Source organism: Sphingobium sp. B1D7B, from assembly GCF_025961965.1.
Lineage (GTDB): Bacteria > Pseudomonadota > Alphaproteobacteria > Sphingomonadales > Sphingomonadaceae > Sphingobium.
On record NZ_JAOQOR010000001.1, the window covers coordinates 490,783 to 507,657 of the forward strand.

Genomic DNA, 16,875 nt, shown 5'->3' on the forward strand with positions numbered 1-16,875 from the left:
TCGATATCGAGTCGGCTGAGGGTGTCCATCAGTGTGCCGCGCCCGGATCGACGGCCCTTTTCGGCCGGGGGGCGAACCATACTGCTGCGGCAGCGAACACGAAGGCGGCTGCGGACAGCAGGAACATGTGGTTGATCGCAACCGTCAGGCTTTCCTGCTGGACGGTCTGCTCGATCACCCCGCGTACCTGATCCAGCGAAAAGCCGGCGCCTTGCAGCGCCTCGCGCGTCGCCTCGCTGTTCATGGCGCCGACCATCTCGCTGCGTGCTGTCACGGCACTATTGGCCCACATGGTCGTCGCGACGGAAGTGCCGATGGCACCCGCCATCGTGCGCAGGAAGCTCATCACGCCCGCCGCCGACGCGGTCTCGTCCGGGTCCACCGCCGAAAGCGCGATGGTGGTGAGCGGAATGAAGAAGAAGGGCATACCAATGCCCTGCATCAGCTGCGGGAAGGCCAGCGTCCAGAAGTCGGCGCCCGACGTCCAGTGCGCCCGCAGCAGCGACGTGAGCCCGAGCCACAGGATGCCGAATGTCACCAAAATGCGCGGATCGACCTTGTTGGTGAGCTTGCCGACAATCGGCGACATGATGACGGCAGCCACGCCCATAAAGGCGGTCACATAGCCCGCATCGGTGGCGGTATAGCCAAGGTCGGTCTGCAGCCACTGGGGGATGAGCACCACCGCCGAGAACATCGTCCCGAAGGCAAGCGACAGGCTGAGCACCGCCGCTGAAAAGCCGCGATGCCGGAACACCCGCAGATTGACGATCGGTTGCGCCTCGGTCAGCTCCCAGGCGAGGAACAGCGCGAAGCCGATCAACGCGATGATCGCCAGGATCACGATCTTGCTGTCCCCAAACCAGTCATGCTCGCGGCCGATGTCGAGGATGATCTGCAGCGCGCCGATCCACAGGATCAGCAGCGCCAGCCCGATCGTGTCGACACGCATCTTCTCGGTTCTGGTCTCCGCGTGGCGCAGGAAGCGGGTCGCGCCATAAGCGCAGAGCGCGGCAACCGGAATATTGATGAAGAAAATCCAGTGCCAGGACCAGCTATCGCTGATGGTTCCGCCCAGGATAGGGCCGAGGATCGGCGCGATAACGGTGGTCATCGCCCACAGGCCCATTGCCTGCCCGCGCAGATGCTTGGGGAAGATGCGCATCAGCAAGGTCTGGCTGAGCGGCATTAGCGGCCCACCGCACAGCCCCTGGCCGATGCGGAAGGCGACCAGCATCCCGAGGCTGCTCGAAAGGCCGCAGAGCACCGAGAAGATGCCAAAGCCAATCATGCCGAAGGTAAAGGTGCGCACGGTGCCGAAGCGCCCCGCAAGCCAGCCGGTCAGCGGCACGCAGATCGCTTCCGCGACCGCATAGGATGTGATGATCCATGTGCCCTGCGAGGCCGAGATGCCGAGCGAGCCGGCAATGTGCGCCACCGAGACATTGGCGATCGTCGTGTCCAGCACGATCATGAAATTGCTGAGCGCGAGCACCGCGCCGGCAATCACCAGCGCAGCGCCCGAGAGCGGCGTGAAATCGTCCGCCTTGCTGGCCATGTCTGTGCCCTTCCTATCCGGTCGCGCTCAACGCGCCGATGTATCGACCTCGGCGGTCATCGAGAGCCCAACCCGCAGCGGATGCGCGGCCAGCTCCTTGGCGTCGAGCGCGACGCGCACCGGCAGGCGCTGCACCACCTTGATCCAGTTGCCGGTCGCATTCTGGGCGGGGATCAGCGCGAAGGCCGATCCGGTGCCACCCGAAAAGCCGACGACGCGGCCATGATATTCGACGTTGCTGCCGTACAGGTCGGAGACCAGCGTCACCGGCTGGCCCGGCTTCACCTTGGTGAGCTGGCTTTCCTTGAAATTGGCATCGACATACACCTGACCGACCGGGACCACGCGCATCACCGTCGCGCCCGGCGCGATGCGCTGGCCCACCTGCACGGTCCGGTTGGCGATGACGCCATCGATGGGTGCGCGGATGACGGTTCGCTCAAGATCGAGCTCGGCCTGACGCACTTTTGCCTTTGCGGCGAGCACATCCGGATTGGTCTCCACGGTGCTGCCCTGGATCAACGCATCATTGGCGGCGAGATTGCCCGCGGCAACCCCGCGCGAGGCGTTGGCCTGCGCCATGGCGGCCTTGGCCTGCTCCAGCGCGGCACGCGCGCTGGCCAGCGCGTTGGTCGCCGCCGTCAGCTCATCACCGGAGACTGCGCCATTGGCGGAGAGCGCCTTGCGCCGGCTATAATCGACCTGCGCCTTCTCGAACGAGGCCTGCGCCGCGACGAGTTGGGCCTGCGTGCTGCGGATGTCCGCGCCCCGGGCGAGAACCTGATCGGACAGCGCGTTACTTGTCGCGCTCGCCTGCCCGAACTGGCGGCGCGCCTTGGCCAATTCGGCCTGCGCGGTCGCGAGGGCAATCTGCGCATCGCGATCATCGAGCCGGACAAGGATGTCGCCCGCCTTCACGCTGTCCGTGTCCGTCTTGAGCACGGCCGCCACCTGTCCGCCGACCATGGGGGTAATCTGCGCGGTATCTGCGCCGACATAGGCATTGTCGGTCTCGACATAGTGGCTGCCGATGGCGGCATACCATCCGCCATAACCGATGCCCGCGAGCAGAACCGCGCCGGCAATCGCCAGCAAAGCCGTCTTGCGCCGACTGCGGGAGGGCGCAGCGTCCGACGTTTGCGTTGCAGTAGCGGCGGGGAAGTGAGGGTCAGCTTCAGCCATGGGTAGCATCCTTGGTGGGCGTCGTTTGGGCAGCCGTGCCCGTATCGGTAAATCCGCCGCCGAGCGCACGGACGAGTGCGACGTCGAGCGTGAAGGCCCGCGCCTGAAGATCGGCCACGGTGCGCTTGGCCTGCAGCGCACGGTCCTGCGCGGTCAGCACATCGAGAAAGGTGGAGAGCCCACCCTCGTAACGCTGCGTGGCAATCGCATAAGCCGCTTCGAAATCCGCGAGCGACTTGCGCGATTGCTCAAGCTGAACGGCAAGCGCGCGCTGGCTGACGACGGCATCTGCGACGGCGCGATAGGCGTCGGTCACTGTCCGGTCGTAGCTCGCCACGGCCTCGTCATAGCCGGCGCGGGCGCCTTTATACTGCCCTTGCAGCGCGCCGCCGCGAAAGATCGGCAGGGTGATCGCCGGACCAACGCTGCCATAGTCGGAGCCGCTCTTGAACAGGTTGGATAGCCCAAGCGACTGAAAGCCGAAGATCGCGGACAGGTTGATAGCGGGATAGAAATCGGCGCGGGCAACCTTGATGCGGCTCGCCTCGGCCTCTACCCGCACCCGCGCGGCGGCAATGTCGGGCCGGCGACCGACCAGATCGGTGGTGACATTCTCGGGAATGCCCCGCGCCGCGATGGTCACCGCCGGCGGCATGATCGCCAGACCGCGATCGGGGCCGGCGCCGAGCAGGGCCGCCAGCCGATTGCGAGCCAGCCCGATCTGCTCATCCGTCGCGGCGAGATCGCTGCGGGCGGCCGGAACGGCAGCGCTGGCCTGCTTGAGCTCTGCCTGGGTATCGAGGCCGGAGGTCACGCGATCGCTCACCAGGCCCTGCGTCTTCTCGCGCACCTCCAGCGCCGTCTGCAGAACCGCCCGCTGCGCGAACAGCCGCGCCAGATCGGCATAGGCATCCGCGACATTGGTGGAGAGCATCAGTGCCGCCTGCTGATAATCGAGCTGCGCCGCCTCGGCATCCGAGCGGGCAGCGGCATAGGCCGCGCGATTGCGACCCCAGAGGTCAAGATCGAAGCCGAGCGCGGCGTGGACATTGCCCGAGCTGTTCCAGCCCTGCGGCACGAAGGCCGGCGGAATGCCGTTATTATAGCTTTGCTTGGCAGCGGAGCCGCCGGCCGACACATCGAGCGAGGGCAAGCGGGCCGCGCCGGACTGCTGGGCGATCGCCTCGGCCCGGCGGACGCGCGCTAACGCGACCGCGAGATCCGGCGATCCGGCCAGCGCCTCCTGAATCAGCCCGTCGAGCTGCGGGTCGCCATAGCTGGTCCACCAATCCGCCTTGACCCAAGGCGCGCCTGGGGCGGTCGGAGTCAGGCTCTGGCTCGCCGCGTAATGGTCGGCCGGCGCGATGGCCGGTGCCGGCCCCATATGGGGGACGGCCGCGCAGCCGGGGAGAGCCAGCATCGCGAGCAGGGCACCAGCGCGTCGGGACAGGAAAGTCGTGGCCATGAGTCGAAAAACCGTACTGTTGGGTACAGTCAGCGCTCTGATCCTCAATGACGGGGTTGTCAACAGAAAACTGTACTGTATAGTACGGTTATGGAGCAGGATACTGAAACACTCGCCGTCACGCGCCGGGAAAGCCGCAAGCAGGACCGCCGGCAGGCCATTGTCGATGCTGCGCGCACCTCATTTCTGGAGCATGGTTATGCCGGCACGTCGATGTCCGGCCTGCTCAAGACGCTTGGCGGCTCCAAAGCGACGTTGTGGGGCTATTTCCGATCCAAGGAAGACCTGTTCGCCGCCGTCGTTGAGGAAGTCAGCCTGCAGTTTCGCGCCGAGATTCAGGATGTGCTGGCAACGAAAGCCGATCTTGAGTGCACGCTCATCGCCTTCTGTCGCGCCTTCCTGCGCAAGATCACGTCACCCGATGGGCAGGCCACCTGGCGGCTGGTCGTTGCGGAGAGTGGGCGCTTTCCCGAGGTCGGCAAGATTTTCCATGAGCGGGCCGCCCGGCCCGTCCAAGGCGCATTGCAGGCTTTCTTTGCCCGGCAAGTCGCCAGCGGCGCGCTGATCGAGGAAGACCCCGCAGTCATGGTCGAAGCCCTGATGGGCCTGTGCATCGGCCAGCACATGCGGGCGATCTGGGGATTCGAGCGACTGAACGACGCCGAGATTGACGTCTATGCGCTGCGCTTCACGCACATCTTCATGCGGGCCTACGCGCGGGGCACCTGAGATCCAGGCGGCGCATCGTCGCCCCCGCGCGGCCCGCCGCCTCATTGTCTCCAACACATCCTCTCCTATGTGCAGAAGACAGGAGAAATTCGATGCGCATCGGGACAGTTAGGGAAATCAAGAACCACGAATATCGTGTCGGTCTCACCCCGGAGAGCGTGCGCGAACTGGTGGCGCATGGCCATGAGGTCTGGGTCGAACAGGCCGCGGGTCTAGGCATCGGCAGCAGCGATGAGGACTATCGCGCCGCCGGAGCGATCATCCAGCCCGATGCGCGGACGGTGTTCGAGCAGTGCGAGATGATCGTCAAGGTCAAGGAGCCGCAGGCGGAGGAGCGCGCAATGCTTCGGCCCGGGCAGATTCTCTACACCTATCTCCATCTCGCCCCCGATGCCGCCCAGACGGCCGATCTCGTTCGCTCCGGTGTGACGGCCATCGCCTATGAAACGGTGACCGGCCCACAGGGCACGCTGCCCTTGCTCAAACCGATGAGCCAGGTGGCCGGGCGGATGAGCATACAGGCCGGCGCGACCGCGCTTGAGAAGGCGCATGGCGGGCGCGGCGTTCTGCTCGGCGGCGTGCCGGGCGTCCTGCCGGCCAAGGTGGTCATTCTCGGAGGCGGCGTGGTCGGCTTCAATGCCGCGCAAATGGCCACAGGATTGGGCGCCGACGTGACGATCCTCGACCGCAATCCGGATGTTCTGGAGCGTCTCGGCACCCACTTCGAGGGGCGCGCGAAGACCCGCTTCTCCGGCCGGGCGGCGCTTGCGGAAAGCCTTGTGGATGCGGATCTGGTGATCGGCGCGGTGCTGGTGCCCGGTGCCACCGCGCCGAAGCTGGTCTCACGCGACATGCTCTCATCCATGAAGAGCGGCGCGGTGCTCGTCGATGTCGCGATCGATCAGGGCGGCTGTTTCGAGACCAGCCGGCCCACCACCCATGCCGAGCCGACCTTCATCGTGGACGGCATCGTGCATTATTGCGTCGCCAACATGCCCGGTGCCGTCGCGCGGACGAGCACCTACGCGCTGAACAACGTCACCCTGCCCCATGCGCTCAGCATCGCCGATCTCGGCTGGCGCGCCGCGCTTGCCCGCGACCCGCATCTGGCCAATGGCCTCAATGTCCATGCCGGCAAGGTCACCTGCCCCGCCGTCGCGGAGGCGCTGGGTTATGAGGTGGAACCGGTGAAAGCCGTGCTCGGGTCCTAAATCCCGGGAACCGCCGGCCCCTCGCCAAAGGGCATCAACGGGCTGACCCCCAGCACATCGGCCAGCGGTCTGCCATCGCTGAGCCGCCGGAACAGCGCATAGGCAGTCCAGCGCGCGCGACTATCGATATTCGGCGCGCCGCGCCCTGCCAGATGATCGCTGATCCGAACAGTGCGCGTCTCCAGCGAGATGCGCGTCAGCCCGGTCCGGTTCTCCACCCCGACATGAGCGTGCTGTGCCGAAAAGGCGATGATCTCGCCCGGCGCGATCAGCACCGGCGTGCCCTGGGCGGCATCGATGGGGACGAGCGGGCGCGGCGCCATGCGCCCGCGATCGGCTGAGGCGCTGCCGGTGCGCCGCCGGGCCATCGCCTCGGAGAGATCGAAATCGACGCTGTCATTGGGGATCGGCCGGTCGAACAATTCGGGCAGAAACGCGAAGGTGCGCCCGCTTGTGATCGGCCAGACCGGCGCCCACCAGTTGACCTGCGCCGCCAGATTGGTGCCCCAACTATCGCGATGAAAGCCGACCGTCGCTGTGCTGCGCGCGCTGTGCGGCTGGTTATCCGGCGGCACGGGCGGCTGGAAGCGCAGCAGCAGCCGATCCCGAGCCACGTCGTCGGCCTGCAATCCCACCGCCTCGAACAGCGCGCGCCATAAGTGCTTGGCTTGCGCGTCATTGGAGAAGGCGCGCTGCACGGCGTCCAGCGTCTCGGCCAGCGCCACCCTGTCCAGCGCCTCGTGAATGCGCTCCGGATCGTGGGGCGCGAGGTGCTGCTCCACGAAGGCGCGAGCATGATCCGCCAGCGCGCGCATCGCCGGCAGCGCCCGGAAACGGACGATATCGCCGCGATAGAGCTGGTCATGCAGCGCATCGACCGATACCGCCGGAGCCGCGTAGATATCCGCCGCAGCGGCCATGCTCAGCTGCGCACCTGCCGGCCTTCGATGGGATAGGCCGGATCGGTATAGCCATGGGTGGAGGCATAACCGGGCGCCACCAGTCCGTCGGCAAAGGCCTCGTCCTCTGGGCCCATCGGCACGCTCAGTGCATCCAGATAGGCATCCCACTGCGCCTCGGTGCGCGGGCCGGCAATTGCGGCGCTGACGAACCGGTTGCGCAGCACCCAAGCCAGCGCGAAGGCGACGGTGCTCACGCCCTTGGCAGCGGCATGGGCATTGACCGCCTCGGCAATGGCCAGCGATTCGGTGCGCCACTCGGTCTGCTTGAGACGGATGTCGCCCCGCGCGGCGCGAGAGTCCGCCGGCGGCGGCCCGTCACCGGCATATTTGCCGCTCAGCACCCCCCGGGCCAGCGGGCTGTAGGGCACCACGCCCAGGCCATAATGGCCAGCGGCGGGCATCTGCTCCACCTCAACGAGGCGATCGACCATATTATAGAGCGGCTGACTGGCAATCGGCCGATCCATGCCAATGGCGTCCGCCGCGCGGCAGATCTCGGCAATGCGCCAGCCGCGAAAGTTCGACACGCCATAATAACGCAGCTTCCCCTGCGCGATCAGATCGTCGATCGCCCGCAGCCCTTCCTCGAAGGGCGCATGAGGATCGGCCTTATGGAAATAAAGGAGGTCGATATAGTCGGTGCCCAGCCGCTTAAGGCTCGCCTCGACATCCTGCACGATCCATTTGCGCGATTGCCCGCCCTCATTCGGCCCCTTCCCGAAGGCATGGCCGAATTTGGTGGCGACGATCCAATGATGCCGATGGTCGCGGATCGCCCGGCCCACCACTTCCTCAGACTGGCCGTCATTATAGCCATCGGCGGTGTCGAGAAAATTGATGCCCTGGTCGCGTGCCTTGTGGATGATCCGCGTCGCCGTGGGCTCGTCGGTCGCGCCGCCGAACATCATGGTGCCGAGGCAAAGCGGCGAGACCTTGAGGGCGCTGCGCCCCAGATAGCGATAGTCCATAGTCCCTCTCCTCTCCCTCCTGACACGATCGTGCGATTGGCAATCGCTACCATGCTAAGCAATCGCCGTCAGCCTTGAGGACAGCGCATCCATTCAAATTTCCACCTTCGGCCATTAGCCTCCGCTCGATGATGCCCGGCAAGGGCGCACAGAACAGAGGGAGAGTGCGATGCGTGATGCAATTATAGCTGCAGGCCTGCTGGCCATGGCCGGACTGAGCGGGGCGAGCCTGGCGGAGACGCCAAAAGCGCCGCTCACCGTCGAGCAACGGCTGCAGCGGGTGGAGGATGAGCTGGCGATCCGGCGCATCATCGTCGATTATGCCGCCACGCAGGATGCCCGCGACTATGCCGCCTATGCAAATCTGTTTGCCACCGACGGCGAATGGGCGAACGGCAAGGCCGTCCACAAGGGGCGCGGGGCAATCCGGCAGTTGCTCATCAACCTCTACGGCACGCCGCCCGCGGGCTTCGTGAACAACGAGAACTATCACCTCACGTCCAATATCCAGATCGACATCGACGGCAACCGGGCGACCGCGCACTCGCGCCACCTGCTCATCTGGCGCGGCCCGAATGGCGAGCCGGTGCCGGCGCTCGCGGGCCGCTATGAGGACGAATTCATCCGCGAGAATGGCGAATGGAAGATCCGGCGCCGCGTCGATTATCCGGTGATGCCCACAGCCGAGGAATGGATGAAGGTCGTCCGCGCGCGTCAGGCCGCGCAATGATCGCGCTGCGCTCCATCGCCGCGATCGCGCTGCTCGCCGGCGCGGCTCTTCCGGCCAGCGCCCAGCGCGACGAAACCGCCGATCGCGCCGCCATCCACGCGCTGCTCGTCGCTTATGGCAGCACGCTCGATGCGCGCGACTTCGCGGGGTTCGGGCGACTGTTCGGTAAGGATGGCGTCTATGCCGCCGGCGGTGGCGCAGAAGCGCGGGGGCAGGCTGCCGGCGAGATGATGCGCAAGGTCTTCGCCGGCAATGCCATGGGCTTTGCAGAGCCGAATTATCACCTGTTCTTCAACGAGGTCGTGACCTTCACCGGCGCGGACAGCGCGAGGGCGACGTCCATGTCGCTCTACGTCGTGCCGGATGAGCGGAACCGGCCCACGCCCATGCTCATGGCCGCCTATGAGGACGATCTGGTGCGGGAGGACGGCCGCTGGGTCTTCGCGCGCCGGTCTGTGAAGGGGCTCATGCCTGCACGCCGACCTTAGCGAAGATTGGGCGGCGCAGGAGGAAGCTGCTGTTCCTCGCGGAAAAGCAAATGTTCATCGCAATCCTATTGTCAATATAATCGATTGAGTTAAGTTGGCGCCTCCGACCCGGCACAACAGGAGGAACGGCCGATGTCCACACCCACGACCCATTCCGCCGCCCAGAGCGGGGACGATCCCCATGGCAGCGCGCTTTCTCTGATTCGGCAGCATCTTGACCGCCTCAAATTCGGCGCCGTGCATTTGACTGTGCACGAAGGCCGCCTCGTCCAGATCGAGGTGACCGAGAAGACCAGGCTGACCGCCTAACCCTTTCCGTCGGGCCGCCTGGCCGCCCGCGCGATAACAGACCCATAGCATGATGCTGACCGGACCACTGGAGGCATCCCTTTTTTTCCGAACAAGGGGATTTCACCATGGTCAACAGACCGCTTCTTTCGCTGAGCGCGCTCGCCGCAGCTCTTCTCTTTCATGGCACCGCGCAAGCGGACGAAACCGCGGGCCCAGCGCCCGCTACCGGCTCCCGCAGCACGGCCGCAGCGCATGAAGACCGCAGCGCCCCGCAGGATATCGTCGTGACGGCGCGCCGGCGCTCCGAAACCTCGCAGGAAATTCCGATTGCCGTCTCCGTGGTCGGCGGCGCCCAGCTCGACAGCACCGGGGCCTTCAACGTCGGCCGTCTCCAGCAGCTTGCGCCAACGCTGCAATTCTATTCCTCGAACCCGCGCAACACGGCCGTGAACATCCGCGGCATCGGCGTGCCGTTCGGCCTCACCAGCGACGGCTTCGAGCAGGGGGTCGGCATCTATGTCGACGACGTTTATTATTCACGTGTCGCCTCGGCCACCTTCGACTTTCTCGACGTTGCGCAGATCGAAGTGCTGCGCGGACCGCAGGGCACGCTTTACGGCAAGAATACCACAGCTGGCGCCATCAACATCACCACCAACCAGCCGACCTTCGACTTTGAGGGCAAGGCGGAGGTCAGCGTGGGCAGCCTGAACTTCAAGCAGGCCAAGGCCGCCATTTCCGGCCCGCTCTCAGATACACTGGCTGCGCGTATCGCCGTCTCCAGCACCAGCCGGCGCGGCACGATCTACAATGTCACGACCGACCGGTGGATTCAGAGCCAGGACAATATCGGCCTGCGCGGGCAATTGCTCTGGAAGCCGACCGACACGTTCAGCGCCACCCTTGTGGGCGACTATAGCGAGCAGGATGCAGCCTGCTGCGGCTCGGTGTTCGTGCGCACCGGCGCCACCCAGCGCCCGCTCAATCGCCAGTTCGCCGCCTTAGCTGCCGCGCAGAACTATGCGCCACCCAGCCTCAATGGCTTTGACCGCCTGACCGATCTCGATGCCAGCCTCAATGCCGGCAACGTCATCGGCGGCGTCGCCCTGCGGCTGAAGTGGGATGTCGGCCCTGGCACGCTGACTTCCGTGACTGCCTGGCGCAGCTGGAACTGGAAACCGGAGAACGACCGCGATTTCACCGGCCTGCCGATCGTCACGCTCTCCCAGAACCCTTCCCAGCAGGATCAGTACACGCAGGAGCTGCGCTATAATTACAGCGGCAAGCAGTTCGATTTCGTTCTGGGCGCCTTTGCCTTCAACCAGCGGATCGACACGCAGGGAACCGAGCAGCATGGCGCGGCATCCAGCCGCTGGACGCTGAACCCGACCAGTGCGCTCGCCAGCAACCCGGCGGTGCTGAATGGGCTGACCGCGCGCAACACGCAATATCTCAAGAGCACCAGCCTGGCGCTGTTCGGCCAGCTGGCCTGGAAGGCCACCGACGCGCTGACTATCCAGCCGGGCCTTCGCCTCAACTATGACAAGAAGGAAGGCTTCTATCAACGCCGCGTCTTCGATGGGCAGGGTGTGGAAATCTTCGCGACGGACACGGGCACTGTGCGTGCGGCGCAGCTCGGTGTCTTCACCCCGCAGCTCAGCGCGCCGGAGGCCAGCGACTGGAACTTCAGCTACGACCTCACAGTGAGCTACCGCGTCGCCCCGGACATCCTGACCTATGCGACCTATGCCAAGACCTTCAAGACGGTCGGCATCAACCAGAACGGCCTGCCAACGGATGCCGCCGGCAACCCGATCCTCGCCGCCGGGCAGATCCGGCCCGAGCAGGTCCAGCATTTCGAGGCCGGCATCAAGGCGCAGTTCTGGGATCGCCGCGCGACGCTCAACCTCTCAGCCTTCCGCACCGACATTAAGGACTATCAGGCCACGGTGAACAACGGCCAGTTCGGGGTGCTGCGCGGTTACCTCGCCAATGCCGACAAGGTCCGCACTCAGGGCGTGGAGGTCGACTTCTCGGTGCGCCCGAGCCAGCGCTTCAATGCCTATGTGAATGGCGCCTACACGGACGCGACCTATCGGCGCTTCGTCGACGCGCCCTGCCCGCCGGAGCTTTCGGGCGGCACGGCGGCCGGGAGCAATGCGCCGAGCGCGCCGAGCGCGCCGGGCACGCCCGGGGGCTTGAGCCCGGCCAATTGCGACATCTCCGGCCAGCGCCTGCCGGGCGTCTCCAAATGGGCGCTCTCCTTCGGCGCGGAAGGCAATGTGCCGGCAACGCTGCTGGGCCAGACCGGCGAGGTGTATCTCGGCTACGACGGCAGCTATCGTTCCAACTTCTCGTCCAACGCCTCGCCCTCGGCCTATACCTGGATCGATGGCTACAGCCTGTCGAACGTCCGGCTGGGCTTCCGGACGGATGCCGGCCTCGACATCTTCGGATGGGTGCGAAATGCCTTTAACGAGAATTATTACGAGCAGCTGTTCGTCGGCCCCGGCAATACCGGCCTGATCGCCGGCCTGCCCGGCGACCCGCGCACCTGGGGGGCGACGGTGAAGGTCTCGTTCTGAAGACATGCGGGCGGGGGACTAAAACCTCCCGCCCTAATGCGCGCCCGTCCCCCGTTCGTGTCGAGCGAAGTCGAGACACCAGAGCGCAGCGCTGGGCGTGTCTCGACTTCAGCCTAACGGCTGAAGTTTATCCTGAGCGCCCGCCCTGCGGGCAGTCGAAGGGCTCGACACGAACGGGGTGTTGGAACGGACGCTTTTAGAGGGAGTGCAACCTCGCCCTCAAATCCCCGCCAGTTGCGCCCCAGTCGACCAGTTCCCATGCAACCCCTGCCGGATGCGCACCGGCAGCTTGGCCCGCGCGATCGGTCCTTCGTCGACATGCTGGGCATCGAAGAAGCACAGCTCCGAATAATTGGTCACATGATTGTCGACCAGCGCGATGACATAGCCCTCGCCTTCCGGCGCATCCGCTGATTTGGGTACGAAGCAGGGCTCCTGGATGCCGCATTGCGGCCCAGGCCACCAGATCTTGGTGCTCCCGGTCGCCAGATCGATATGAGCCAGACTGTTGATCATGCCGACAAACGGACCGCCCGGCCCTTCATAGGGCTTCTCCCGATCCATCACGAGCATCCAGCCATGGCGATAGGCCTGCGTGGCGTAGCGGTCATCGATCCGGGGGAACTCGTCGGCGAGATTGGTCAGCTTCTCGATGCTTTCGAACTCGTCGCTGTTGGACGCCATGTCGACGCTCCAGCGGCTGAGATAGCCCAGGCCCGCAATCGGATCGAACGGCGCGCCGTGGATATCGGGGAAGAAGGGGAAGCTGTTGTTGGCCGCCACCGGATGATCGAAGTAAATCCGCGTGCCCTCGTTGAAGGCATTCATCACATGCCCCACGAAGCAGTTGGATGGCGCCTTGAACCAGCGCATGTCCGCGGCCGTGGCGCCCGCCTGTCGCGGAAGCACGGCAAGCCAGACCGGCTGGGTGGTATCGAACCCGAAATAGGGCAGGCGCTTTTCCAGCCGCTCCATGCTGGTGAGCAGCGGCATGACCGAGAAGACCGCATAATCTTCCGTCACGCCGAAATCATGCATCATGCACAGATATTTGTTCTGGAAGGGAATCTCGAACAGCAACTCACCGGTTGGCGAGATTTCCATATAGCTCATGTCATGGGTCATCGGCCCTTTGGACATGTAGGAGAAGGCACACATATTGCCGGTGGCCGGGTCGATCTTCGGGTGGGCGCAGAAGGTCTTGCTGTCGATCCGCCCGCCGAAATCGGTGTAGCCATGGGTCTCCAGCGTGTTCGGGTCCATGAGCAGGCAGGGGCTGTCCTCCTTCATGGCGTAGAGCTTGCCGGCATGGACCAGCACATTGGTATTGGCGGTGCCGCGAATCTGCCCCTCGACGCTCGGATCGTCGGTCAGGTGATTGCGGTACATGCCGAACAGCGACTTGCCGGCCTTGTTCTCCAGCTTCCACTTGTCGGTCTGCGCATAACGCTGGCGGAAATCGACCTTGCCGTCCTTGACCCGGAACATGCTGACCATGCCGTCGCCATTGAAGAACTGGTCGTCCTCGAACTTGGGCGCGAACTGATTGTCCGGGTGGACGCGGTGGAAGGCGCCATCCAGATCGGCGGGGACTTCCCCCTCGATCTCGACGTCGTGAATGTCGCCCTGCAAACGGAGCGGGCGAAGTGTACCGGTGAAACCGAACGTGTTGGGGAAATGGGCCATGCGTCGCTCTCCTCGATTCTCTCTCTCGCGCCTGATCTACCGGCCCGCGCATCCGCAGAAATTGATCGAGCGCAACACGCGCCTGGATCATCTCGTCGCCTGATTGGACAGGCTGGCAACCGCGCCCTCGCAGCCCTGTTTTTGCGAAACAGCTCGTTAACCAGGCGCCGCTAATGTCGCGGCGCGCATCGTCGCGCGGACGGGGAACCTGCAATCATGCGACATGGGATCGCTTTCGGCTCAGTGATGGCGCTGCTGACGCTGGCCGGCTGCGGGGGTGGCGGCGGCGCGCTTAACTCGACGCCCACACCCGCACCGGCTCCCACACCGACACCGACTCCAACCCCGGCACCCACGCCCGCGCCGACCCCCAGCACGGTCAATTACGACACCAGCGAATACCGCAACTCTTCCGGCCTGCCTTATCATGGCGCGATTACTGCCTATCAGGCGGGCGCCAGCGGCGCGGGCGTGACGGTCGGCGTGGTGGACAGCGGCCTGTCGGATCCGACCGGCGAGTTCACCGGCCGGATTAGCGCCGCCTCCGCGGACTTTGCCGGCAATAGCAGCTACACGGATGTGGAGGGCCATGGCACGGCGGTCTCGGCGGTGCTTGCTGCAGGGCGCAACAACCGGCGCGTGATGGGGATGGCCTGGGGCGCGACCGTGATGGCGCTGCGGACCGACGACCAGTCCGACTGCGATGCCGATAGCTGCAAGCACAGCACCACGGCCATTGCCAACGCCATCGACCATGCCCGGATCAATGGCACGCGGATCATCAACGTCTCGCTCGGCGGTGGCGCGGCCCCCAATTATCTGCTGCAGGCGGTGAAGCGCGCCACCCAGGCCGGCATCATCATCGTCATTTCCGCCGGCAATAACGAGGACGGCCAGCCCATGATGGCCGCGCCGGACGAGCTGGCGCAATCCTTTGCCAACCCGGCCTATAGCAACGGCCTCGTCATCATCGCGCCATCCGTGAACAGCAATGATACGGTGAGCAGCTTCTCGGCCGGTGTCGCCGGCTTCGAGAGCGTGAGCATCGCCGCGCTCGGCAGTCGCGTCCTGTCCTTCGATCACACCGGCACCGACTATCTCTACTCCGGCACATCGTTTGCAGCGCCGCAGGTGGCCGGCGCCGCTGCGCTGCTGGCGGATGCCTTCCCCAATCTCACCAGCGCGCAGATCGTTGCGCTGCTCAAGAACAGCGCGCGCGATGTCGGCGCGCCGGGCGCGGATGCGCGCTATGGCGTGGGCATCCTGGATATCGCCAAGGCCTTCCAGCCGGTCGGCGCGCTCAGCATGGCCGGCACACAGATCGCGCTCTCACCCCTTTCAACCAGCACGCTGTCCGCACCGATGGGCGACGCTGCGCCTGCCGCGCTGGATGGGGTTGCGCTGGACGATTATCAGCGCGCCTATTGGGTGGACCTGACCCCGCGCTTCGCCCGCCCTGCACCGCGCCGTGAGTTTTCCGCCGCGCTCGACACCGCCCAGCGCCATCTCAACCTCGGGACGCAGTCGCTCAGCCTGTCGCTCAATCTCCGCCCGACCGTCGAGGCCGTCACCACCCGCGATCCCTTCGCGTTCCGGCAGTCGGACGAGGCCCGCACCCGGTTGCTCTCCGGCACGCTGAGCGCGCAGATCGCGCCCCAGGCCCGCGTGATGCTGGGCTTGCGGACTGGCATCGCCGCCCTGGAACAGCGCCTCGCCGACCGTGCCGGCCCCAGCTTCCTGATGGCGCGCCATGGCTTCGATGCCGATCATGCCGACCGGCAGGCGCAAGCCGCCCTCACCGTCTCGCAGCAGCTGTCACCGGCGCTGACCATCATCGGCGGGTTCGAGCGGGGCGATATGCAACGTGCCGCTCTCGCGGATGCCGAGCAGTGGCGCGCCACGCCCTATCATGCGGCGTCGCTCTCGCTCGACTATCAGCGCGGGGCGATCGGCCTCACTGCCGGGACGACGATGCTGGACGAGCAGGCCACGCTGCTCGGCGCCCGCTTCTCCGCCAATTTCGGCGCGCAGTCGGCGCGCAGCCTGTTTACGCGGTTGGGTGCGCGCGCCGACCTGCCGGGCGCCGTCCGCCTCTCGGCCAACTGGCAGCGCGGCTGGACCCGCGCCGCGGCCGGCGGAGCCTTGCGCGAAGGCGGATCGCTGGTCAGCCAAAGCTGGTCGGCCGATCTGGCCCGTGGCGATCTCTTCGCGCCCGGCGATCTGCTGGGTCTGCGCATCTCCCAGCCGCTGCGCGTCATCGCCAGCCGCTTCACGCTGATCGTACCGCAGACCTGGGACTGGGAGCAGGAAATCGCGACCGACGCGCGCGTACCGCTCAACCTTGTGCCGCGCGGCCGCCAGCGCGATTATGAGCTGAGCTATGGGCGCGGCATCGGCCCCGGCTGGCTGGGCGCCAACCTCTTCCTGCGCGAGCAGGGCGGCAACATCGCGGCCATACCCGATGAACTGGGCATGGCCCTGCGTTGGTCGGTAGGGTTCTGAGGCTCGACTGCTGCCGAACGTGGGCTGGCCAAACCGAGCCCCCCTGTTCCTGTCATTCCCGCGAACGCGGGAATCCAGAACCCAGCCGAACTGCGATTGCGCCCCTGAATTCCCGCGTGCGCGGGAATGACGAGAGGGGAGAACTGCCCGCCTTCAGACGGTGAAGCTTTCGCCGCAGCCGCAGGCGCCCTTGGCGTTGGGATTGTTGAACACGAAGCCGGCGGTGAAATCGTCTTCCACCCAGTCCATGGTCGAGCCGATGAGGTAGAGCACCGAGGCGGCATCGATGAAGAACAGGCCGCCGGGCGTCTCGATGCGCTCATCGAACGGCGCGACCTCGCTCACATAGTCGACGGAATAGGCCAGCCCCGAGCAGCCCCGGCGCGGCGTGGAGAGCTTGACGCCCATCGTGCCCTCAGGCGCCTTGGCCATCAGGTCCGCAACACGCTGCTCGGCGGCCGGCGTCAGCGTGACGGCGGCAGGCAGAGGGCGCTTGGTGGTGGTCGTGGTCATGGCTC

At 65.7% G+C, this 16,875-nt stretch carries 14 protein-coding genes; 7 read left to right on the forward strand and 7 right to left on the reverse strand.

What is annotated here, in order from left to right; all coding sequences use genetic code 11:
* Positions 1–28: 28 nt before the first annotated feature.
* Genes M2336_RS02240 through M2336_RS02250 form a run of 3 tightly spaced genes read right to left on the reverse strand, consistent with a single transcriptional unit; the run spans position 29 to position 4,205 of the window.
* On the reverse strand, positions 29–1,558 hold the full coding sequence (locus M2336_RS02240; protein ID WP_264573808.1) for a DHA2 family efflux MFS transporter permease subunit: 1,530 nt from the start codon (positions 1,556–1,558) through the stop codon (positions 29–31).
* Between the two features lie 27 nt (positions 1,559–1,585).
* On the reverse strand, positions 1,586–2,740 hold the full coding sequence (locus M2336_RS02245; RefSeq protein ID WP_264573809.1) for an HlyD family efflux transporter periplasmic adaptor subunit: 1,155 nt from the start codon (positions 2,738–2,740) through the stop codon (positions 1,586–1,588).
* On the reverse strand, positions 2,733–4,205 hold the full coding sequence (locus M2336_RS02250; protein ID WP_264573810.1) for an efflux transporter outer membrane subunit: 1,473 nt from the start codon (positions 4,203–4,205) through the stop codon (positions 2,733–2,735). Before M2336_RS02250 ends, M2336_RS02245 begins: the two co-directional genes overlap by 8 nt.
* A gap of 90 nt (positions 4,206–4,295) precedes the next feature.
* On the opposite strand from M2336_RS02250, the gene M2336_RS02255 reads away from it, so the two are divergent.
* Together M2336_RS02255 and ald are read left to right on the forward strand one after the other, a co-directional pair.
* A complete protein-coding gene (locus M2336_RS02255) occupies positions 4,296–4,934 on the forward strand; it encodes a TetR/AcrR family transcriptional regulator (RefSeq protein ID WP_181558424.1) in 639 nt (212 codons plus the stop codon).
* Between the two features lie 92 nt (positions 4,935–5,026).
* The gene (ald, locus tag M2336_RS02260) at positions 5,027–6,145 is read left to right on the forward strand and encodes an alanine dehydrogenase (RefSeq protein ID WP_264573811.1); all 1,119 of its coding nucleotides are present in this window, start codon (positions 5,027–5,029) and stop codon (positions 6,143–6,145) included.
* On the opposite strand, the gene M2336_RS02265 is transcribed toward ald, so the two are convergent.
* Positions 6,142–7,065 carry a hypothetical protein gene (locus M2336_RS02265; protein WP_264573812.1) on the reverse strand — a complete coding sequence of 308 codons (924 nt, stop codon included), beginning with the start codon at positions 7,063–7,065 and terminating at the stop codon, positions 6,142–6,144. The genes ald and M2336_RS02265 overlap by 4 nt on opposite strands.
* A gap of 2 nt (positions 7,066–7,067) precedes the next feature.
* The gene (locus tag M2336_RS02270; RefSeq protein WP_264573813.1) at positions 7,068–8,075 is read right to left on the reverse strand and encodes an aldo/keto reductase; all 1,008 of its coding nucleotides are present in this window, start codon (positions 8,073–8,075) and stop codon (positions 7,068–7,070) included.
* Positions 8,076–8,244: 169 nt separating this feature from the next.
* On the opposite strand from M2336_RS02270, the gene M2336_RS02275 reads away from it, so the two are divergent.
* The 4 genes from M2336_RS02275 (at position 8,245) to M2336_RS02290 (ending at position 12,169) form a co-directional block, all read left to right on the forward strand.
* On the forward strand, positions 8,245–8,805 hold the full coding sequence (locus M2336_RS02275; RefSeq protein WP_264573814.1) for a nuclear transport factor 2 family protein: 561 nt from the start codon (positions 8,245–8,247) through the stop codon (positions 8,803–8,805).
* Positions 8,802–9,293 carry a nuclear transport factor 2 family protein gene (locus M2336_RS02280; protein ID WP_264573815.1) on the forward strand — a complete coding sequence of 164 codons (492 nt, stop codon included), beginning with the start codon at positions 8,802–8,804 and terminating at the stop codon, positions 9,291–9,293. Before M2336_RS02275 ends, M2336_RS02280 begins: the two co-directional genes overlap by 4 nt.
* Positions 9,294–9,425: 132 nt before the next feature.
* On the forward strand, positions 9,426–9,602 hold the full coding sequence (locus tag M2336_RS02285; protein WP_264573816.1) for a YezD family protein: 177 nt from the start codon (positions 9,426–9,428) through the stop codon (positions 9,600–9,602).
* Between the two features lie 107 nt (positions 9,603–9,709).
* Positions 9,710–12,169, forward strand: coding sequence for a TonB-dependent receptor (locus tag M2336_RS02290; protein WP_264573817.1), 2,460 nt, complete (start codon positions 9,710–9,712; stop codon positions 12,167–12,169).
* Positions 12,170–12,388: 219 nt separating this feature from the next.
* Here M2336_RS02290 and M2336_RS02295 read toward each other — a convergent pair whose 3' ends face one another.
* Positions 12,389–13,855, reverse strand: a complete 1,467-nt coding sequence (locus M2336_RS02295; RefSeq protein ID WP_264573818.1) for a carotenoid oxygenase family protein — start codon at positions 13,853–13,855, stop codon at positions 12,389–12,391.
* A gap of 216 nt (positions 13,856–14,071) precedes the next feature.
* On the opposite strand from M2336_RS02295, the gene M2336_RS02300 reads away from it, so the two are divergent.
* Positions 14,072–16,357: a S8 family peptidase gene (locus M2336_RS02300; protein ID WP_264592527.1), complete on the forward strand. Its 2,286-nt coding sequence runs from the start codon at positions 14,072–14,074 to the stop codon at positions 16,355–16,357.
* A gap of 153 nt (positions 16,358–16,510) precedes the next feature.
* Here M2336_RS02300 and M2336_RS02305 read toward each other — a convergent pair whose 3' ends face one another.
* A complete protein-coding gene (locus M2336_RS02305) occupies positions 16,511–16,870 on the reverse strand; it encodes a HesB/IscA family protein (RefSeq protein ID WP_181558414.1) in 360 nt (119 codons plus the stop codon).
* Positions 16,871–16,875 lie beyond the last annotated feature (5 nt).